The sequence below is a fragment of the Wolbachia endosymbiont of Drosophila aff. chauvacae BK-2020 genome (genome assembly GCF_032848195.1).
Lineage (GTDB): Bacteria > Pseudomonadota > Alphaproteobacteria > Rickettsiales > Anaplasmataceae > Wolbachia > Wolbachia pipientis.
In genome coordinates this window covers 872,552-891,078 of record NZ_CP136586.1, presented here as the reverse complement: position 1 = coordinate 891,078, position 18,527 = coordinate 872,552, and the positions used below count along the sequence as shown (strand labels likewise).

Genomic DNA, 18,527 nt, shown 5'->3' with positions numbered 1-18,527 from the left:
TTTACATCTTTCAAATGAGGACTAAATATTCTACAATAATCAACAGTTACTCTCAAAACTTAAAATGAATGAATTAGCCAATCTCCTCAGTTCAAGAAGTGTAGATAAGGAAATATGTAAATTACCGCATAATTTAGAAGCTGAACAGATGCTTATTGGTGCAATGATTCGTGATAATAGAATCTGTGATGCAGTTGAAGACACAATTACAGCAGAAAATTTCTATGATCCACTGCATCAAAGTATTTTTACGCAAATATCTAAAACCAGGAAACACGGTATAGTTGCCAATGAACTGAGCCTCAAAATGTTTTTTGAGAACGACCAAGCGTTTACCGAGTGTGGCGGGGTAGAGTACTTAGCAAAGCTTGCAGCGAAGGCAAGTATTGCACTTGATATTTATAGTTTGACTAGAATAATCCGTGATACTTACTTAAGGAGATGTTTAATCAAACTCGGGCAAGAAATAGTTGGTGATAGCTACAACTACGATATTGAAAATCCTGCACAGGCGCAAATTGAACAAGCAATGACAAAATTGTTCAATTTGGCAGTAAAAAAACAAGGTGAGAAAACATATATAAAACTTGCAAGTTCAATTAAAGATGTAGTTGAGAAGATCAGCACACTGAAAAATAATCCAGAAGCGCTAGGCGTTACAACCGGACTTCAAGATCTAAATCAGCTTCTAGGTGGTCTACAAAAATCTGATTTATTAATTTTAGCTGCAAGGCCTTCTATGGGTAAAACAGCATTGGCGCTAAACATCGCACTTAATGCTTGTAAGATGTTGCAAAAAAGAGCAGATAAGCAACACTATGTAGCGTTTTTCTCGCTTGAAATGTCAGCAGAGCAATTAACTGCAAGGCTGATCACTATAGATTCAGGGATTAGTTATTATAAGGCATTAACCGGGAGAATTAGTGATTTTGAATTGCATGAATTTATCAATACTAGTACAGAATTATCTGAACTGCCTTTCATCATAGATGACACCCCTGCGCTATCAATTAGTGCCCTTCGCACCAGAATACGCTTGCTGTATCAATTATATAATGTAGAAGTGGTATTCATTGATTATTTGCAGCTAATCAGAGGAACAACAAAAAGGAGTAATGAAAATAGAGTGCAAGAAATCTCGGAAGTGACGCAGGGTTTGAAAGCAATTGCAAAGGAGCTAAATATTCCCATTGTTGCACTATCTCAGCTCTCTCGTTCTGTTGAGCAGAGGGATGATAAAAAACCACAACTTTCTGATTTACGTGATTCAGGGAGCATAGAGCAAGACGCAGATATAGTAATGTTTCTCTATAGAGAAGAATACTACGAATTGAGAAAGCAACCAAGTGAAGGAAACAATAAACATCGGGAATGGCAAGAGAAAATGGAGAAAATTAGAAATATTGCAGAGCTTGTTATTGCAAAGCAGAGGAACGGGCCAATTGGCAGTGTGAAGCTATATTTTGACTCTAACAGAGGTGCATTTAAAGATTACACGGAAAGGCATAGTTCATAGCTTGACAGCAATCTTCTTGTTCCCAAGTTTATCAATTATTTTTTTTATGTAAAGATAGCTTGACAACTTCTTAAAAATCCTTTTGTAATGGTATTATATTTTATAATACGTGAGATGATGAATAAAAACAATGTACCCTATTATATAGCTGGAACTCTGGCTGCTTTAACTTTATTAGCATCTGGAGTGTTTGCTGCAGCTCCTTATATTGGTTTCTTAGCTCCAGTTGCAGCATTAAGTGTTGGCCTTCCATTTATTATTGGTGGTGCTGTATTTTCTGCTGTAGCTATTGCACTTTCGTATCAAGCAATTAGTGAGAACAAAACAAATTCTGAGTTAAAAAATAAAATGAAAGCTCAAGAGCAAACAATTTCTGGGCAAAAAACTCAACTAGCTAAAAAAGAAGCGGAAGTAAAAGCTAAAGAGGAAGAAAATTCTAAGTTAAAAAATAAAGTAGAAGCTCAAGAGGAAGAAAATTCTAAGTTAAAAGATCAAGTACGCACTCAAAAGCAGAAAAGTTCTGAGCAAAAAACTCAACTAGCTGAAAAAAATAAAAAGATAGAAGAAGACAAATTAAAAGTGGCAATTGCTGATGGCACTGTTCAGCTTGCAAAAGGAACAGTTAATAGCGCTGTTTGGTTTGCAAAAGAAGCAGTTAATGGTGTCTTGTATTCTGGCAAATATGCTTACGATAATTATGTGCCATCAACTGAGTCTACAAAAGGAACACTTAGTGGTATTGGAGGTGGCTTGAAAAATACTTATGATGCGTCAATTGCATCTGTAAGAGGAGCACTTAACAGCGTTGGAAGCAGCTTGTACAGTAGGATTTATGGTACTAAGGTTTCTAGTCCGGAAGAGCAGTTTAAGCGTGAAGATGGATCTAAACCTAGCATGCAAGAACTAACTCGTTTGGATTATTTAAATCTTGAGGTTCTTTCCAGTGAGCAAAAGCAACGAGCTAATAGTTTGGATTATTTAAATATTGATAACGTTCCTAAGCAACCTGATCATTTAAATGTTGATGCTGCTAAAAGTTATTTAATGAGTCTTTCTGAAGATCAGGATGTATTTTATGATGCAGAATCTGGTGATGAAAAAGGTACTGAGATTTCTAGCCCAGAAAGTCAGCCAACTAAAGAAGAAAATGGTCAAGGCTGGTTTGCATGGAGCCTAGGAAAGGTTAAGTCGGCAATTACTGAAGTAGTAGTGATAGGTGCTGATGTTACTAAACCATATTGTGCTAAAGTAACTAAGGCACTTGCCACCTAACTTGAATATGTAGACAGCGGTGTGCACCGTCGTTAACTAAAGATAATCCCATCCAGGAGAAATAGTTTTTACACTATTTCTCCTCTTTAGCATCAACCCTCAAAAAAACCGGCGTAGGTTTAGGCAATGTTATGCCTGAACTTACGCACGCGTCGCACAAAGATTTTAAATCTCGTTGTTCTTTCGGAATTTGCAGTTGATTTAGTATCATCTCTGCTGACTTGGGAACGATTGGCTGCAATAAAATGCCTATTATCCTGATATATTCCAGTAACTTGTAAATTACTAAATTCATGCGCTCTCTGTCAGTTTTGCTTAGTGTCCAGGGTGCACTTTTGTCTATGTAGGCATTTGCTTCAGAAGAGATGTTGATGATTAGAAGTATGATATGGTTAAATTCATACTTTGATAGGTGATTCATCACTTGATCGAGTATAGCTTTGCAACCTGGAAGACTTTCTTCACCTTTAAGTAGGCTTTGATCGATTGTTGGTACAATTCCAGAACATTGCTTGTGTAAAAATGAAATTGTTCTTTGTACTAAATTGCCTATGTTGTTTGCCAGTTCTGAATTTATCCGGCTGATCATATTTTTCTTACTAAAGTTGCCATCTTGGCCGAAGCTTGCTTCCCTGAGGAGAAAATAGCGTAGCTGATCAACACCAAACTCTTGAGCGAGGCCAATTGGATCTATGACATTACCAAGGGACTTGGATATTTTCTCTCCCTCGTTCAACCACCAACCATGAACTGCAATTTGTTTTGGCAGTGGCAGGTCTGCTGCAAGGAGAATCGCTGGCCAATATACAGCATGAAAGCGCAATATGTCTTTACCGATTACATGAACGTTGAAAGAGTTGTCAGCTAGGTTTGCAGCGCTTGACACTGGAATCTGCGTTTTCCCTTGGTTTGGTGTCATTCCAGTGCTTGACACTGGAATCTGTGTTTCTGGTTCTGCCCAAAACCTCTTATATTCCTCACCTTCAGTACTAGGGAAACCTATTGATGTAAGATAATTGGTTAATGCATCTATCCAGACATAGATTACGTGTTTGTCATTACCTGGTACTTTTATTCCCCAGTTAAAACTAGTGCGAGAGATTGAGAGGTCAATGAGCCCTGATCTTACAAACGATATCACTTCATTTCTTCTGCTCTCAGGAAAGATAAAACTTGGCTGATTTTTATAGAGTTCCAGTAATTTTTCTTGCCAGTTTGATAAGCGAAAAAAGTAACTCTCTTCTTTTATCCACTGGACCTCAGCACCTGTTGGTGCTTTGCCATCTATCAGCTCTGACTCCTGATAAAATGCTTCATCACGAACTGAATACCAACCCGAATAGGAATCCAAATATATTTGCCCTCTCTCTTCAAGTCTATTCCATAAAGCTATAACTGCTTTTTTGTGACGTTCCTCCGTAGTGCGAATAAAATCGTCATACTCAAAATTCATGAACTTAGCCAATTCTTTAAATGAAACGCTCACTTCATCTGTAAATTCTTTTGGCTGCATTTCCTTTGCTTTAGCTGCTTTTTCTATTTTTTGTCCATGTTCATCTGTACCAGTGGTAAATTTGACATTTTTCCCAGCTAGTTTCATGAACCTTGCCACCACGTCACACAAGAGAGAAGTGTATGCATGACCAATATGCGGCTTATCGTTTACGTAATATACTGGCGTGGTGATGTAAAAGTTCTCGAATTGTTCCATGGTTTAGCATTTTGATAAAAATCAACTGAGTTAATTATAGTATTAAAAAGGCAGTAATAAATAAATATTGATTGGGTTAAGCATAATTTTTGAAAAAAGCTATTTACTGAAATTTTATTAAAATAAGAAACAATCAGGCATGATTATTGAAAGAACAATGAGAAATTTTCTTGTAATTCTATTTATAGTTTTCTATGCATTTGATGCACACGCTGATGGAGCAACAGATGTAATGTGTAATGTAATAGGTTACGTTCATGGAATAGGTGGACCAATGATTACAGTGGTAATAATTGGTTCAAGCTTACTTGCAATATTTGGCAGAATGCCTTGGCCTGCACTTTTCGCACTGGGTATGTTTGTTGCTGTGCTTTTTGGTGCTCCTCAAATTGTAACAAAGGTAACAGAAAAAGAAGTTTGTTGTCTTTTTAAAGGTCAAACCTTGGAGAATGGAAAGTGTGTTGCTGCTCCTGGATATGAACGTGTAGGTACAGGTTATGCTTGTCGTTCCGGTTGGGCGCTAACTAATAAAGGCTACTGTATAAAAGCTGGCCAAGATCCTTCAAAGTATTGGAAGTGAAAATGGTGCTTTTATAGAGTTAAATCTAACAAACCGCAGAGTATATAATTAACATCCACGCCTTTAGTTAGATTCCACTCACGCTTTATTACGTTGTACTCCATGCCAGCCATGTTTTGCAGCGTTACATTATTTTCTCTTAAGTGATTTGCAATTTCTGACGGCTTGAGAAATTTATTCCAGTTATGTGTACCTTTTGGCAGCCAATTTAATATGTACTCTGCACCAATTATTGCAAGACAAAAGGATTTAATAGTTCTATTTATTGTGGATATAAAGATTAACCCCTCCGGTTTTAGCAGTTCTATCGCTTTTTTCATGAAAAGCTCTAAATTATCCACATGTTCAACTACTTCCATCAGCAGAACCACGTCGTACTTCTTGTCATTGCTTAGCTCTTCAATGCTGGTGTGTATATATTCTATATTTAACCCTACTTTTTTTGCATGTGAATGCGCTACTTTTATGTTTTCTTCACATACATCTATTCCCACAACGTTAATGCCAACGCGTGCCATTGACTCTGACAAAATGCCACCACCGCATCCAACATCAAGCAATGATAATTCTTTCAAATTGCATTTTTTTAACTCTTTTATTTTCTCAATAATGTAAGATACTCTAACAGGATTCATTATGTGCAATGGTTTGAATTTGCCGTTCTCATCCCACCACTGGCCTGCCATTTTAGCGAATTTTGATATTTCATCTTCGTTATAAGTTTTTGTTTTTTTTTTCTTAGAGGTTATATTGCTGAGTTTATCAAGGCGTTTTTTATGTCTGCTTTCTTTTGAAAATTCTGTTTCGAGGAATTGTTTGACTATGTCTTTTGCTAATCCACTCGCAGTAAATCCTGCACCAAGACACAGTACATTTGCGTTGCCATGCTCGCGAGCTAATTTTGCGATCTCAACACTGTTACATAAAGCAGCGTAGATTCCTTCAAAACGATTTGCCACAGTACTCATGCCCAAACCTGTACCACAAATTAATATCCCATAATTTGCTTTTTTGCTTGTTATATCTTCTACAACTTTAACAGCATAGTTTGGGTAATCTACACACTTTTGCTTAGCAGTGCAGCCTTGATCTACTACTCTGTAACCTAGGGCTTCCAGGTAAGGTTTTATTTCTGATTTTAATTCATAACCAGCATGATCTGAGGCAATTGATACTATACCTAACATATAAGAAATAAGGACATTTTATATGGGTTTGAACTTTCTGTCAAGTCATTCAATGCTTCTGACCTTTTGGGAGTTCTAAAGCTATAGCTAAGGTTTTCCTACGTCATACCGCAATTCATTCCACAACTGTACGAACATTGTGATTTGAGAATAATCTCCGCCAGGAAGGGTGTCATCCCAGTGCTTTGGCACTGAGATCCAGAAAACTTAATTTTAAATAAGTACACCAGATAGCTGTATAATAAGAACTGGATTCCAGTGTCAAGCACTGGAATGACACCTTCTGTATAAATATTAAGAAATTTACCAAACGAAAAAAAAGGCAAAAGAAGCCCCGTGGTTGGCTAATTACTTACATTATACTTTCAAGTATGGCGTTTTTTTATTCTAAACACTTAATAACCGCGATTTAGCTGCTTTTAAGCCGCAACTAATCTAAATTATAAACGTTAAGAAATTTACTAAACAGAAAAAAAGGCAAAAGAAACCCTAGGGTAGCTAGTTATTCACTATCCATTTTTTAAGTTGGCGTTTTTTAATGTTTTAAATGCTTTATAAGCGTATTTCAGCTTTTGTAGGTCAAAACCCGGAAATTTGATAAAGACATAAGGTGCACATAGTGCAAAAAATTAAACATGAGACGCCAGATACGTTGAGTTTTTTTGTCATTTAATCTGTACAGAGAAGACAAATAAATAGCTTCAGTTTCATGATAAGGGCGCTGGCGAGGTTTGTCAAGGAAGTTTTTTGTTTCTGTGGGCTACCTGGATGACAGGATTGCTCTTGAATTTGTATAGCTACATTGTCGGTAAATCCAAATTGCTTTAGTTATAGAAATAAATTTCGAGTCAGATGTGTATAAATTCTATATAATTTTTATCCTACTACTAATTTAACAAGATGGATCATATAGATATTATAAAATCAAAATTATTATTATCCGACCTAGTAGGTAAAAAAGTCAGATTAATAAAAAGAGGAGATAGTTTTGTTGGGCTCTGTCCATTTCATAACGAAAAAACCCCATCTTTTTCGGTGAGCAATACTAAGGGGTTATATTACTGTTTTGGTTGCTTGGCTAGTGGTGATGCATTTGAATTTATTTCACAAACTGAAGGATTAAGCTTTAAAGAAGCATTGGAAAAATTAGCATCGGTTACAGGTGTTGAACTGCCCAAAAATCTTAGTATTACAAAAGAGGGCAATAAACTATTTTTAGCGCTTGATTTAGCTGCAAATTGGTTTGCACAAAAAAATCAAGGTGTTGTAGATTATTTAAAGCAGCGTAAGATTTTACCTAAAATCATAGATAAATTTAAGATAGGTTATGCACCAAGCTCTGGTTTGAAAGAGTATTTAAACTCTTCAGGTATTGAAGACAAAATTTTAATTGATATTGGATTAGTAAACAAAAATTTTCATGATTATTTTTATGACCGGCTGATATTTCCTATACAGAGCATTGCAGGGAGAGTTATTGGTTTTGGCGGACGTGCGCTAAGTTCTGAGCAACAGCCGAAATATTTAAACAGTCCAGAGAGTCAGCTCTTCAAGAAGAGGGAGAATTTATACGGATTAAACTTTGCTTTAAGCGAAATACGTAAAAAACAGCACATACTCGTTGTTGAAGGATATATGGACGCTATAGCGCTACATCAAGCGGGAATTAGTAATGCAGTTGCTCCGCTTGGTACCGCAATTTCTGCAGAACAGATAAAAAATCTATGGAGATTTGCTAAAGAAATCTCCATCTGTATGGATGGCGATAGTGCTGGACGTCATGCTGCTACTCGAGTTGCAGAACTTGCTCTGCTAATATTAGAGCCTGGATACACGTTAAAGTTTGTGACTTTGCCGAGTAATAAAGATCCATACGATATATGTAACGAACTGGAATACAAGAAAGAAGACGTGTTGACTGCTCTTGACCATTCAACAAAACTGCATTCTGAATATTTATGGCATCACATAATCGATAGCAATTTGCAAAATTATGAAAAACTTGCTCCGGAAAAATATTCAATTCTTGAGCACAAGTTCATGGAATATGTAAATACTATTAGCAACAGCAGTATTAGAAGGTATTACAGAGATTATTTTTACAATAAGGCTAGTGAACTAAGAAGTAGCTTCAAAAAACAGATTTTTAATAGTAAAACTAGAGCAACAAAAGGTGAGTATCTTCATAACAAGTCTCCAGAGCTAATTGAAGCAGAGCAAAATCAGGCCGTAATTTTGCGTATAGCCGTAGAATTTCCTGAAATCTTGAACCGTCCTATATTTTTTGAGCAATTTTCTCATTTTGAATTTACTAATGAGATGAAAAGATTACAACAGCGTATAATTGATGTAATAAGTAACAAAAGCAACCTCGATAAAGAGGCTTTGTTACAAGAATTGAAACAGTTTAACGTTATAAAGTATGTATTTGAAAAAACTAGTGTACTAAATAGCCAACTGAACGAGAGAAAATCTGCAGAAATTGTGTGGAATAATATAGTGTTACTAAAAGAGTTAAATGCATTACGAAAAGAAAGAACCGAAGCGAGGCTGAGCGGTAATCTTGACTTAGAGGAAAGGTTGATAGAACAAATAAAGCAAATAGAAAGCAGTATACAAGAAATGCAAATGGAGTTTATTGAAAAGTAGATATCGTCTCGTTAGTCAACAAGAAAATTACAAAATAAGACAATATTTTACATAAGATTGAAATTTTTAACTAATTAAGCCTTCCTCTAACAGCTTTGCCCTGTAGTTTTTGATATGGTTAGGATCACTTGAAAATGTATAATTTTTGTAGTTAGCTCTGCTGTGCATATAAAGTTTACTATTGACTTTTATCACATTATCTCACATTATCTCACATAATATGCATGTGAGAAGAATATGAACTGGAAGAATTTTCGTCTTAGTACGCGTCTCAACCTAGAAGGGCCTGTAATTGAGCAAGTGTACGAGTTAATTACTGCAGTTGATAGTGTTAAAAATAGCTGGCAGATAACGAAAAAACTACTACCACAAACAATTGAAAGATTAACTCATTCAGTTATTGTTACATCTTCTGGCGCTTCTAACCGTATTGAAGGAAATCGTCTAACCGATAAAGAAGTTGAGGATCTATATAAAAACCTACGTGTCAAAAAATTTAAAAATAGAGATGAGCAAGAAATTGCTGGCTACTTAGAAATGCTTACACTAATATTTCATGATTATACGGATATTCCAATTAGTGAGTCATCAATATTGCACATTAACAACCAGATGCTACTTTATAGTGAAAAAGATTTGTATCATAGAGGAAAATACAAAGCAAGTTCTAATAGAGTTGAGGCAAAAGATCAGAATGGAAAAGTTGTTGGTATAATTTTTGATCCCACACCACCTTACCTTGTTAGAAAGGAAGTACAAGAGCTTATTGATTGGTATCACTGGTCCTTAAATAATAAATTTAAGCATCCTCTTATTATTATTGCTAACTTTGTTTTTGAGTATCTGGCAATACACCCTTTTCAAGATGGGAATGGCAGAACTAGTAGATTGATGACTAATTTAATGCTGTTGCAGCAGGGTTATGATTTTGTATCTATTGTATCACATGAAAAGATAATTGAAACTAACAAACTTGATTACTATTTAGCGCTTAATAAAACACAAAGTAGCTGGAAAAGTGGCAAAGAAGATATTTCCCCGTGGTTAATATTTTTTCTTAATGTACTCAAAACGCAAGCAAATGAGGCGCATTATATTCTTGAGAGGGAGAATACTGAATATTTATTATCAAGAAAACAATTGTTCTTCTGGGAATGGGCACTTAGCCTTGCAGATAAAGAATTTAGTAGAAAAGATGCTATAGAAGCTCTAGGATTTCCTCCAAGAACAGTAGAGGCAATTACAAAGAAACTGCTAGGGATGAAATACTTACAGCGTCTTGGAGAAGGCAAAGCCACTAGATATAAAGTTATTATTTAAAAGTTTTAGTATGTTTTTCGAGATTTTTTTAAATCCAGTCTTATGCACAACTTTGTTTGCAATTTTATTCGATTAAAAATTGCATTTTAGCAATAAAAAACTTACTTATTGTAGGAAAATCTTGTGTTTGTTCTCATATGAAACTATTTATGGAGTGACAATGGTACATGTATTATACTTACATTTCTGATTCGAAAGTTTATGCAGTTGTTTCTAACAAGATTGATCAACAAATTCTATTGTTTAAAGATGAGAAATAAAGTAATCATCATTTCCAGTATTGCTTTTATTCTACTGTTTTTTATCAGCAGTGCATTTTTAAAAAAAGATCAGGCGGTTCATAGCGATAATGCAACTAGTAGCTTTTCAGTAAAAACTCAAGAATGTGCGCCGCAAAACCGCACTATATATTTAAATTTTTCTGGTACAGTAAATCCCTTACATAGAGCTAGCCTTGTCTCAAAAATAAGTGGTAAGATTATTGCTATTTATTTACCTGATGGTGAAAAGGTAAAAAGAGATGATGTAGTGTTAAAGATAGAAGATTATGACAGGATTGAGCAAGCTCAGAAAGCCAAAGCTTTATTAAAGCAGCGTGAAATTGAGTATGATTCCTCTCACAAACTGAATAAAAAAGGCTATGGGGCACAAATACAAGTAGAAGCAGCTTTTACTGCGTTACAAAGTGCAAAAGCTGACCTAAAAAGGCTAGAATTGGATTTAGAAAATACTGCAGTCACATCTCCTATAGATGGTTATATTGATAAAATCAATGCAAACGAAGGGGATTTTGTTAATGCTGGGCAAAAAATAGCTGACGTGGTTAATTTCGATCAAATTCTTGTAGTGTTATACGTTTCGGAAAATGAAGTAAATAAAATAGAGCTAGGCAGCACAGCTCAAATTAATTTGCTGGACGGAAAAGAATTGGCAGGTGAAGTAAGTTTTATTAGTAAAATTGCTGAGCCTAAAACTGGGTCTTATAGGGTAAAAGTAAAGGTGACTAATAATAAAATGATATCCTTGCAGGGACTAACTGCCAACGTAAGGCTACCTTCAGGCGAAAGATTTGCATATAAAGTTCCTTCTTCAGCCCTGAGCTTAAGTGACGAGGGTGCTCTTGGAATAAAGATTGTTGATGACAATAATTATGTAGTATTTGCACCAATAGAAATTGTTGATCATGAGAGCGATGGGGTTTGGATAGTAGCAAATAACGAAGATAAACCCATAAAGTTAATAGTATTGGGCCACCTATTTGTTAAGCCTGGTGATAAGGTTTAAGACATAAGATCCTTTGACCTTACCCAGAAAAAGTGGAGAGAAAGTGTGGAATGTTTTTTACAAAAAAAATGATGCATCAAATTGTTCTGGAATGCAATAGTTAATAGTGACGTTGTTTGTTATAAAAAATTTCTATGTATTCAAATATTGCAGTTCTAGTTTGTTGAGCAGAGTGTTGTGAAGTATCAATAAGTATTTCTCTTTTCAATGAGCTAAAGAAGCTTTCTGCAACAGAATTGTCGTAACAACAGCCTTTATTACTCATCTATATTCTTTACAGCTAAGAGATATTGATACCCTTGCGCAGTATATTGTGAACCTTGGTCACTGTGCAGCAGTAGATTTTTAACAGGTTTACGCCTATTAATGGCCATTAATAAAGAGTTCATAACCAATTGTTTATTTATTGCACTACTCATTAACTACCATACGTGAGAATTATTGCTGCCAAATATAGCCATCCCTCCTTGGTTTTGATGTAAGTAATCCCATACTTTATTTGGTTGATCAACAATAAAGTTTTGATCTAGTATATTGGGAGCTACAGCTCTATTATCTGTTTGTTGTTTTTTAATTTTAAACTTTCTTCTCAGTATAGCCTTGATGTCATTTTTCTGCATAATACTTTGCACCGTTTTCAAATTGCAACTTTTACCCAAAGCCTTCAATTCAGCATGAATTTTAGGAGCTCCATATCTACATTTAGAAACTTGATATATTTTTTGAATAGCTGCGAGTAGCTCTTTATTTGCTGATTCTCTACTGCTTATTTTTCTTGTGGTCCACTTATAGTAGCCACTAGCAGAAAATCCTACATAATTCCTGTACTTTATAGCAGTTACTATATAAAAAAATATTTTACTCTTTTTGACTGGCCAGGGCTTTTTTTTAAATGTCTCTTTCCCTTGTTACTCTTGCTTTGTAAATCAAACCTCTCTTTGTCATAAGGTGCTACATCTGGAAATGCATTTGCCGCTGACTTTTTTTCGTTATATTTCTTCATCCATTTTCCTAATACACTATCCCTTATTCCTAGATCTCTTGCTACTTTTGCAACTGGTTGACCTACCTTTCTTTGTTCATTTGCCAGTTTAACAGCTTCCAATTTGAATTCTGCTGTATATTCTCTTACCATTTCTAATCCTCCAAAATTTTATTTTACCCAAAAAAACTCTTTTCTTTCTCTCCACTTTTTCTGGGTAAGGTCACTACTGCTATTCCACGTCAAGAACAACCATAAGTTCATTAGGGTTCACATAACCTAAAGCATTTTTTGCTTGCTCATCAAGCAGATCTAAATCTAAGCTTTTTTCATATAAGCCAAATACTTTGTTGTCCAACTTTTCCTTTTCAGAAGAGACATCCTTTAGCAAAAGTTTATTGTACTCGATTTCTTTTTTTAAATCGATTAACGTCAATAAGCCACGTTTACCTGTAATTGTGCTAATGCTGAAATATAATGTAAGGGAAGAAATGAGTAAGGCTGCGCTTAAACACAGTAATTTTTGCTTCTTTTTAGATATAAGCACCGTACTTTCACATATAAAAAATATATAACATGAAAAGGTGAACAAAAAGCTAAGAACCTTGACGCGCTTTACACCTTGGCTTTACCTTATTTATAATGTAAATCTTACTACCCCTTTTCACAACTTTACAATTTTTATCTCTGTTACGATGAGATTTTAGCGACCCTTTGACTTTCATATCTATAGTAAGAATTAAATTACTTTACATTATAATCACTTATCAAGAGTTAGTCAATTGATAACATTTTATTAAAATATTGTATAATTGTTGCTGATACTTCTTCGATCGACTTTTGCGTGACATCGATAATTGGCCAGTTACTCTGTTTAAAGAGCTCCTCTGCTTCTTTAATTTCCTTTTCTACTTTCTCAGGGTTAGCATATATATTATTATCTTCGTTGTTAATTGAAGTAAGTCTATTTTTGCGTATTTCTATTAGCCTACTTACGTCTATTGTTACCCCTATCGTTAGTTTATTTTTTAATTTTGCCAAGTCAACATAAAAAGGTACTCCACTAACAAAAGGAATATTTGCAACTTTATAGCCTCGGTAAGCTAAATACGTACTGGTGGGAGATTTTGATGTACGTGAAACTCCAACCAAAATTATATCTGCTTTATCAATATCTTGAATATTTTGTCCATCATCATGATTAATAGTGTAGTTTATTGCCTCAATGCGCTGAAAATATTCGTTATTTATCTCAGTATGCAAGTCAAGCTTTTCGTCTTTTTCAATTTCAAGATAAGACGAAATTTCTCTAATAATATGTGATAATATTGCTCTATAGGGAATTTTCAACTTTATACAGTTATCTTTTAGATATTTTCTTAGCTCATCATCAGTAATAGTGCATATAACAAAATTATGCTCATCACTTTTCCTATTAATTTCCTCCAGAATTTTGTCAATCTGCTCTTCTCCTTTTACAAAAGACCAAACATATTCGATCGTTTCTACAGAACGAAAGTGTTTCAGAGCTGATTTTGCAACTGATATAACAGTTTCACCACTTGAATCTGATACTAAGTGTAGATTAAGCTTTTTAAGGGTCATATACTAAAAATAATAGCTAGCAATCTGCTACTGAAATTATGCTAATTTGTTGACCTACGTAAATATAGAAAAACTATCCTGTTGATAAAACTCAAACTAATTGGTAAATTCTTAACACAATTATTCTCAAAACGAATGTTTTTATTAAAGCCTACAAATTTCTCTTATTTTTCTAAGAAAGCTCTACCTTGGCTTGGGGTTATTTGTTTCGCATGTTTTTTAATTGGAATGTCTTTGGCGTTATTCTTCTCTCCAGAAGATTATAAACAAGGAGAAATTGTACGAATCATGTACATTCATGTGCCTTCTGCATGGCTTGCTCTTGGAATATATGGATTAATTGCATCACTTGGTTTCATTTCATTGGTATGGAACAATAGCATTGCTAGTGTCTTGGCACATGCTGCTGCTCCTGCAGGGACAGTCTTTTCGGCAATATGCTTAATCACAGGCAGCATCTGGGGAAAAGGAACCTGGGGCACTTGGTGGGTATGGGATGCAAGGCTTACTTCAATGCTGATTTTATTTTTCCTATATGTTGGCTACCTTTCATTGTGGAGCGCTTTTGATAATGAAGCGAGGGCAGAAAAATCAGCAGCAGTATTTGCCATCTTTAGTGCTATAAATATTCCTATAGTAAAATTTTCCGTGAATTTATGGTCCACTCTCCATCAGCCAGCAAGCATTTTGAGAAAAGGTGGAATAGCAATAGAAAGTTCCCTGCTGTTGCCACTGGTTGCAATGTTTATGTTTTGTGCCACATTTTTTTTAGTAGTGTGGATACTGTATTCACTTTACTTAATTAATTTATATAAGATAAAGAGAGAAATCAGTATGCGGTATTAGGCCGAGAGATGAAAATAGAACACACCACATCACCAAGTAGCAAAGACATTGAATTCCTACTCAAAAAGATTAATGAAGAAACCGTTGATAAAGGTACGTGTAACCCATTTGCTTTTTTTATTCGCGATGATACTGAACAAATTATTGTAGGTTGTAGCGGTTTTGTTATCTATGGTTCAATTTACACTGACTTGCTTTGGGTGCACTCTGATTATAGAAGAAAAGGTATGGGAAAGCAGCTAATGGAAGAAGTTCATGATTATGGTCGTGAGATGCACTGTAAAATAGCAACCGTTGCAACCATGAATTTTCAAAAAGCGAAAGTATTTTATGAAAAGCTTGGGTATAAGTGTGATCTTGTACGTCCAGGGTATGTTAACATGTATATTTTTGAAGAAAGTGTTGTGAGATGCACTGTAAAATAGCAACCGTTGTAACCATGAACTCTAAAATATTTAAAGAGCCTACTAATATCTTTAAGGTAAATGTTCATGTGATTCCGCAGAATAATTCTGTTTTTTGATTCTATCTGTCCATTTATCATTTTCTATATCTTGTTTGTTGGTTGCTTTTTTTTCTTGCTCAACAATTGCCTTATCTATCTCCTTATGAATTGCATCAATTGCATTAATCGCACCTCCTTTTTTGTATACTTCGCTTTTCCCTTCAATAATTAACTTAATAAAAGTATTTACAACAGACTGCACTTGATTATGCTTAACCTGACCTTTTGTCAAAGAAGGTAAAGAGCCTAATTCCATCAATACTTCTGGTGCTGTTTTATCTTGAGTGGAAAGTCCTAAATTATCTGCTACTTTACTTATTAATAACTCTCTGTGTTCTTTATTATCTTCCAATTTAGCATAATCACTCAATAGATCTATAACGGTAGATACTCTGACTTCAACAACATCATCAACATCTTCATCTTCTAGAGCAACTCCTGACCCAAATAACCTCTCTCTGAGATTTTCGCTTAAAAGATTGATAAATTCTTCATTTGCATCTGATCCTGTGGTTGATATTGTACCATCTAAATAGTTACTTTGAGCACCGAAGCCATGCTCTATTTGTATTTTTGTCTCAGGTTTAAATCCTAATTTTGCACAGAATTGCTGAAAATATTCTTTAATAATGTCAAACAAGCTCTTGCCATTATCTTTATAATTTTTTAACTCTTTAGGAATAGTAAGTGACAATTTACCATCTCTGTATGTTACAAAGTCTTCACCATTGTGAGATTCAATTGTAAATTCCAATGAACTAGACAGATTACATATCTTATCGCCATGCATAACTTGATTTTTAACAGAGAGTATTGGTAGCCTCATATCAGATCTAATTCTCACATTATTTTGGTTAGCACAATCAATATTTATTACTTTTTTAGGATTTTCTACTATGAACGACTGTCCAAGTGCAAGTTGGGTTTGTATAAATGGAGCAGCCTCATACCCTGCTTGATTACAATTGGTAACTAGCTCTTCTAAAATAGCATCACTTGGAACTTCTGCCCCAGCGTATCTGAACATTTTTTTGAAAACTTCTTTTGCAAAGGAACGGTAATCCTTGTTTTCATCTTTCTCTGTTGGTAATAGATGGATATACCTTTGGCCAGCATTGTAAAATTCTTCAAATTCTTTCTTATATGAATCGGTTTTTTGATGATTGGCAGTTTTGGAATTTTCACAGTAATTTTTCCATAGCTCACCCAATGCATTACTTACAAGCTCTTTCTCAATATCTTCGAGTACTGAAGCAACAAAAGCTTTGCCATGATCCGTATCTATTTCTCTTGTTCCTTTTTTGTTAAATATTTCGTCATTATATATATCATCACTATTAAAAAGTTCGCTTTTGCGGTGCTTAGCTCCTTCCTTAAATGCAATAATAAGATTTTTATCTATTTCTTTTCCGTTAATAATAAAATTCATCCTTTGAAAATCTAAGAACATTGTTTCACCGGAATTCGCTAATTTATTATCTTGATCTGCTCTTAATTTACTAAAATTGAACTCTTTAGCTGTGGCCTTTAATCTAACTACTGGACTCTTATTATTTTTTCCTTTTGTCTCTTTCATAAATAACACCTTACTGTAAATATGCTGTAAGTTATATCATATAATGATGAATAATTTGGTAATATATTAAGAAAATCGACAGTATATTTCTTTATTTAAGGGGTGTAGGAAAGGCGTAGATTTCTCTTTCCATTTGTAGCGTACTGCATTAATATTTATGTATTAATCTAGAAAATAATGATGAATAACATTGTAATTGTTGGTCTGCAATGGGGTGACGAAGGCAAGGGTAAAATAGTAGATTATCTTTCTGAGAATGCAGATGTAGTTGTGAGATTTCAGGGAGGAAATAATGCAGGGCACACTATAGTAGTAGATGATGAGGTTTATAAATTAAATTTACTGCCCTCTGCTGTTTTGAGGCCAGGCAAAATATCTATCATAGGAAATGGCGTTGCTCTTGATCCACACGCTCTAATCTCAGAAATAGAGTCATTGAAAGTTAAAGGAGTAGACGTAAACTATAACAACTTGATGGTATCCGAGAGCTGTCCATTAATACTTAGCATACATAAGGACAAGGAAAAGCTATTTGAAGATTTAAATGGAAATCACAAAATTGGTACAACAAACAAAGGGATAGGGCCATGTTATGAAGATAAAGTTGGAAGGAGAGCTATACGCCTTTGTGACTTAGAAAACGCAGATGAGCTCAATAAAAGAGTGGATACTCTTTTGAATTACCACAATGCTATCAGGAAAGGCCTTAACTACCAGGTGGTTAAAAAAGAAGAAATATTAAAGGAAATTCAAGAGATTTCAGAAAAAATTCTTTCATATAAAAAACCTGTGTGGAAGATATTAAATGACTTGATGAAAGAAGGTAAGAAAATAATATTTGAAGGTGCCCAAGGCGCATTTTTAGATATCGACCACGGAACTTACCCTTTTGTTACTTCAAGTAATACTGTAGCATCGCAAGCAATAACAGGCTCAGGGTTATCCTCCAATGCTTACATTATTGGTGTGGTAAAAGCTTATACAACAAGAGTGGGCAATGGCCCATTTCCTACTGAGCAGAAAAATGAAGTAGGAGATAGCTTGTTTACTATAGGTAAGGAACTTGGAACAGTGAGCAATAGAAGAAGGCGTTGCGGATGGTTCGATGCAGTTTTAGTGCGCCAGGCCGTACAACTCTCTGGAGTTTCAAGCATTGTATTAACCAAATTAGATGTGCTTAATTCTTTTGATACAATTAAAATATGCACTGGTTACAAGTATAGCGGAAAAATGTATGATTATTTACCCGCATCGCATTCAATACAAGGGGAATTAGAGCCAATATATGAAGAGTTTCCTGGCTGGAAAGAAAACACTCAAGGTAAAAGGTCGATTGAAACATTGCCTATCAATTTAATAAAATATATAGAAGGGTTAGAAAAATTAATAGGTGTACCAATTCATCTAATCTCAACTAGTCCAAAGAGAGAGGATGTTATTAAGCTTAAAGATTTCTGAAAACGTCTTTGTATCTTAGAGCCTGTACGTAATCTC

At 34.7% G+C, this 18,527-nt stretch carries 15 protein-coding genes and 2 pseudogenes; 10 read left to right on the top strand and 7 right to left on the bottom strand.

The window, feature by feature from the left end; all coding sequences use genetic code 11:
* Positions 1-64: 64 nt before the first annotated feature.
* The gene (locus R0F62_RS04690; RefSeq protein ID WP_010962532.1) at positions 65-1,516 is read left to right on the top strand and encodes a replicative DNA helicase; all 1,452 of its coding nucleotides are present in this window, start codon (positions 65-67) and stop codon (positions 1,514-1,516) included.
* An 87-nt stretch (positions 1,517-1,603) separates the two neighbouring features.
* Positions 1,604-2,788, top strand: coding sequence for a hypothetical protein (locus R0F62_RS04685; RefSeq protein WP_010962531.1), 1,185 nt, complete (start codon positions 1,604-1,606; stop codon positions 2,786-2,788).
* A gap of 73 nt (positions 2,789-2,861) precedes the next feature.
* On the opposite strand, the gene metG is transcribed toward R0F62_RS04685, so the two are convergent.
* Positions 2,862-4,499, bottom strand: coding sequence for a methionine--tRNA ligase (metG, locus tag R0F62_RS04680; protein ID WP_038228048.1), 1,638 nt, complete (start codon positions 4,497-4,499; stop codon positions 2,862-2,864).
* Between the two features lie 157 nt (positions 4,500-4,656).
* Here metG and R0F62_RS04675 point away from each other — a divergent pair, with 157 nt between their 5' ends.
* On the top strand, positions 4,657-5,079 hold the full coding sequence (locus R0F62_RS04675) for a TrbC/VirB2 family protein (protein ID WP_317051343.1): 423 nt from the start codon (positions 4,657-4,659) through the stop codon (positions 5,077-5,079).
* Positions 5,080-5,090: 11 nt separating this feature from the next.
* Here R0F62_RS04675 and ubiG read toward each other — a convergent pair whose 3' ends face one another.
* Complete coding sequence (gene ubiG, locus R0F62_RS04670) at positions 5,091-6,266, bottom strand: bifunctional 2-polyprenyl-6-hydroxyphenol methylase/3-demethylubiquinol 3-O-methyltransferase UbiG (RefSeq protein ID WP_010962529.1); 1,176 nt, start codon at positions 6,264-6,266, stop codon at positions 5,091-5,093.
* 195 nt (positions 6,267-6,461) lie between these two features.
* On the opposite strand from ubiG, the pseudogene R0F62_RS06810 reads away from it, so the two are divergent.
* The 4 genes and pseudogenes from R0F62_RS06810 to R0F62_RS04650 form a co-directional block, all read left to right on the top strand.
* A pseudogene (locus R0F62_RS06810) lies at positions 6,462-6,551 on the top strand (WPE palindromic element domain-containing protein); the annotation flags it as partial.
* 615 nt (positions 6,552-7,166) lie between these two features.
* Complete coding sequence (dnaG, locus tag R0F62_RS04660; protein WP_274979220.1) at positions 7,167-8,915, top strand: DNA primase; 1,749 nt, start codon at positions 7,167-7,169, stop codon at positions 8,913-8,915.
* A 237-nt stretch (positions 8,916-9,152) separates the two neighbouring features.
* Positions 9,153-10,235, top strand: coding sequence for a Fic family protein (locus tag R0F62_RS04655; protein WP_010082532.1), 1,083 nt, complete (start codon positions 9,153-9,155; stop codon positions 10,233-10,235).
* Between the two features lie 201 nt (positions 10,236-10,436).
* Positions 10,437-11,519, top strand: a complete 1,083-nt coding sequence (locus tag R0F62_RS04650; RefSeq protein ID WP_274979221.1) for an efflux RND transporter periplasmic adaptor subunit — start codon at positions 10,437-10,439, stop codon at positions 11,517-11,519.
* A 57-nt stretch (positions 11,520-11,576) separates the two neighbouring features.
* Here R0F62_RS04650 and R0F62_RS06805 read toward each other — a convergent pair.
* The 4 genes and pseudogenes from R0F62_RS06805 to R0F62_RS04615 all read right to left on the bottom strand — a co-directional run bounded on the left by R0F62_RS06805 (position 11,577) and on the right by R0F62_RS04615 (position 14,106).
* A pseudogene (locus tag R0F62_RS06805) lies at positions 11,577-12,654 on the bottom strand (IS3 family transposase).
* Positions 12,655-12,733: 79 nt separating this feature from the next.
* Positions 12,734-13,048 carry an FtsB family cell division protein gene (locus R0F62_RS04625; protein WP_010962526.1) on the bottom strand — a complete coding sequence of 105 codons (315 nt, stop codon included), beginning with the start codon at positions 13,046-13,048 and terminating at the stop codon, positions 12,734-12,736.
* 49 nt (positions 13,049-13,097) lie between these two features.
* On the bottom strand, positions 13,098-13,226 hold the full coding sequence (locus R0F62_RS04620; RefSeq protein WP_191111540.1) for a ribosomal protein bL36: 129 nt from the start codon (positions 13,224-13,226) through the stop codon (positions 13,098-13,100).
* Positions 13,227-13,275: 49 nt separating this feature from the next.
* Complete coding sequence (locus tag R0F62_RS04615; RefSeq protein ID WP_274978979.1) at positions 13,276-14,106, bottom strand: pyruvate, water dikinase regulatory protein; 831 nt, start codon at positions 14,104-14,106, stop codon at positions 13,276-13,278.
* A gap of 135 nt (positions 14,107-14,241) precedes the next feature.
* Between R0F62_RS04615 and ccmC the strand changes: the two genes are divergently transcribed.
* Positions 14,242-14,952: a heme ABC transporter permease CcmC gene (ccmC, locus tag R0F62_RS04610; protein WP_010962525.1), complete on the top strand. Its 711-nt coding sequence runs from the start codon at positions 14,242-14,244 to the stop codon at positions 14,950-14,952.
* An 8-nt stretch (positions 14,953-14,960) separates the two neighbouring features.
* Positions 14,961-15,377: a GNAT family N-acetyltransferase gene (locus R0F62_RS04605; RefSeq protein WP_083250453.1), complete on the top strand. Its 417-nt coding sequence runs from the start codon at positions 14,961-14,963 to the stop codon at positions 15,375-15,377.
* Positions 15,378-15,428: 51 nt separating this feature from the next.
* Here the strand turns inward: R0F62_RS04605 and R0F62_RS04600 are convergent, their stop codons facing one another.
* Positions 15,429-17,033: a hypothetical protein gene (locus R0F62_RS04600; protein ID WP_274978978.1), complete on the bottom strand. Its 1,605-nt coding sequence runs from the start codon at positions 17,031-17,033 to the stop codon at positions 15,429-15,431.
* Between the two features lie 180 nt (positions 17,034-17,213).
* Between R0F62_RS04600 and R0F62_RS04595 the strand changes: the two genes are divergently transcribed.
* The gene (locus tag R0F62_RS04595) at positions 17,214-18,491 is read left to right on the top strand and encodes an adenylosuccinate synthase (protein WP_070357042.1); all 1,278 of its coding nucleotides are present in this window, start codon (positions 17,214-17,216) and stop codon (positions 18,489-18,491) included.
* Positions 18,492-18,527: the final 36 nt, after the last annotated feature.